Here is a 2,116-nt window from a genome sequence, read left to right on the forward strand (position 1 = left end):
GGCCGGCCTGGCGGCGGGCACGGGCGGCGTCGGCGGCCCGCGCGGCGGCCAGGCCCCCGTCGCGGTCCAGGTGCAGGAAGGCGCCCAGCGCGGCATGGGCTTCGGCCCGGGCCAGCAGGGCCTGGGTCAGCTCGACGCTGGAGACGGTCTTGTCGGCCAGGGCCTTGGCAGCCGCGGCCACGCCCAGGGTGTGCAGGTCCGCGCTCATTCGATCACCTTGGGCACGAGGAACAGGCCGCCATCGACGGCCGGGGCGCTGCACTGGTTGCGCTCGCGGTCGTTGCCTTCGGTGACGGCGTCCTCGCGCAGGCGCAGCTGCACGTCCATCACCGCCGACAGCGGGGTGTACAGGGGTTCGACACCGCTGGTGTCGACGGCGCTCATCTGCTCGACGATGCCGAAAAAGTCGTTGAGCTGGGCCAGCATCGCGTCGGCCTCGGCACCGGAAAGCTCCAGGCGCGCCAGCTCGGCGATGCGGCTCACGTCCGCAGGGGTCAGGGCCATGGGTGTATCAAGTGGATTCGGAGGGCGGAACCAAAGCCGCCAGAGCCCCAACTAAGGGCTGCCGGCCCCCTTTGTCAGGGGGGCATAAGGTATTATCTCCGGTTATCTGCACACGCACGGAAGCCCCGCCACACAAGGGTTTCCGTGTGAACGTTGCAAGCCTGTGCCGCCAGTCCGTGCTGCTGGCCAGTGCCTCTGCCTCTTGCGACAGATCTCCTGGCCACACCCGTTCATTGCCACGCCATCCATGCGCATCCCGGTCTGCCGCCTGCTCCGCGTCCCGTCAGGGCCGACGCGCGCGGCCGACCTCGCCGCGCCCCGCCTGCGGGCGCGCGCCCTCCGCCTGACCTGAGTCCTCCATGTTCGCCTCCCTGCGTCGCTACGTTTCCACCGATCTCGCGATCGACCTCGGCACTGCCAACACCCTGATCTACGTCCGGGGCAAGGGCATCGTGCTCGATGAACCCTCGGTCGTCTCCATCCGCCACGAAGGCGGCCCGAACGGCAAGAAGGTCATCCAGGCCGTCGGCCACGAGGCCAAGGCCATGCTGGGCAAGGTGCCCGGCAACATCGAGGCCATCCGGCCCATGAAGGACGGCGTGATCGCCGACTTCGTGATCACCGAGCAGATGATCAAGCAGTTCATCAAGATGGTGCATCCGCGCTCGGTGCTCAAGCCCAGCCCGCGCATCATCATCTGCGTGCCCTGCGGTTCCACCCAGGTGGAAAAGCGCGCCATCCGCGACGCCGCCCTGGGCGCCGGCGCCTCCGAGGTGCACCTGATCGAGGAGCCGATGGCCGCCGCGATCGGCGCGGGCCTGCCGGTCTCCGAGGCCTCCGGCTCGATGGTCATCGACATCGGCGGAGGCACCACCGAGGTCGGCGTGATCTCGCTGGGCGGCATGGTCTACAAGGGCTCGGTCCGCGTCGGCGGCGACAAGTTCGATGAGGCCATCATCAACTACATCCGCCGCAACTACGGCATGCTGATCGGCGAACCCACGGCCGAAGCCATCAAGAAGAGCATCGGCAGCGCCTTCCCCGGCTCCGAGGTCAAGGAGATGGAGGTCAAGGGCCGCAACCTCTCCGAAGGCGTGCCGCGCAGCTTCACCATCTCGTCCAACGAGATCCTCGAAGCCCTGACCGATCCGCTCAACCAGATCGTCTCGGCCGTGAAGAACGCGCTGGAACAGACCCCGCCGGAGCTCGGCGCCGACATCGCCGAGCGCGGCATGATGCTGACCGGCGGTGGCGCGCTGCTGCGCGACCTGGACCGCCTGCTGGCCGAGGAAACCGGCCTGCCCGTGCTGGTGGCCGAGGACCCGCTGACCTGCGTGGTGCGCGGTTGCGGCATGGCGCTCGAGAGCATGGAACGCCTGGGCTCGATCTTCACCTCGGAATAAGACTTCGGCGGGCGCCTGGCGCGCCCCGGGACGACACCCATGCCGCTCGGCACGCTCGACCGCAACCCGCCGCCGTTCTTCCATCAGGGCCCCTCGGCCCTGTCGAGGCTGCTGCTGGCTGCCGCCCTGGCCATCTTCCTGATGGCCGCGGATCACCGCTTCGCGCTCATCAGCCCCTGCGCAACACCCTGGGCACCGGCCTGCTGCCG

General features: G+C 69.0%; 2 protein-coding genes and 1 pseudogene. 1 reads left to right on the plus strand and 2 read right to left on the minus strand.

Annotated features, from left to right (window positions below; translation table 11 throughout):
- Positions 1-208, minus strand: a pseudogene (locus tag I73_RS25545) (Asp-tRNA(Asn)/Glu-tRNA(Gln) amidotransferase GatCAB subunit A); the annotation flags it as partial.
- Positions 205-504 (minus strand): Asp-tRNA(Asn)/Glu-tRNA(Gln) amidotransferase subunit GatC, encoded by a 300-nt coding sequence (gatC, locus tag I73_RS02540; protein WP_022979181.1) that lies wholly within the window; start codon positions 502-504, stop codon positions 205-207. The gene gatC and the pseudogene I73_RS25545, both read right to left, overlap by 4 nt.
- Before the next feature lie 359 nt (positions 505-863).
- On the opposite strand from gatC, the gene I73_RS02545 reads away from it, so the two are divergent.
- Entirely contained in the window at positions 864-1,907 is a 1,044-nt protein-coding gene (locus I73_RS02545; protein ID WP_022979182.1) for a rod shape-determining protein, read from the plus strand.
- Positions 1,908-2,116: the final 209 nt, after the last annotated feature.

This window comes from Ideonella sp. B508-1 (assembly GCF_000333615.1).
In the GTDB taxonomy this organism is placed as follows: Bacteria; Pseudomonadota; Gammaproteobacteria; order Burkholderiales; family Burkholderiaceae_C; genus Ideonella.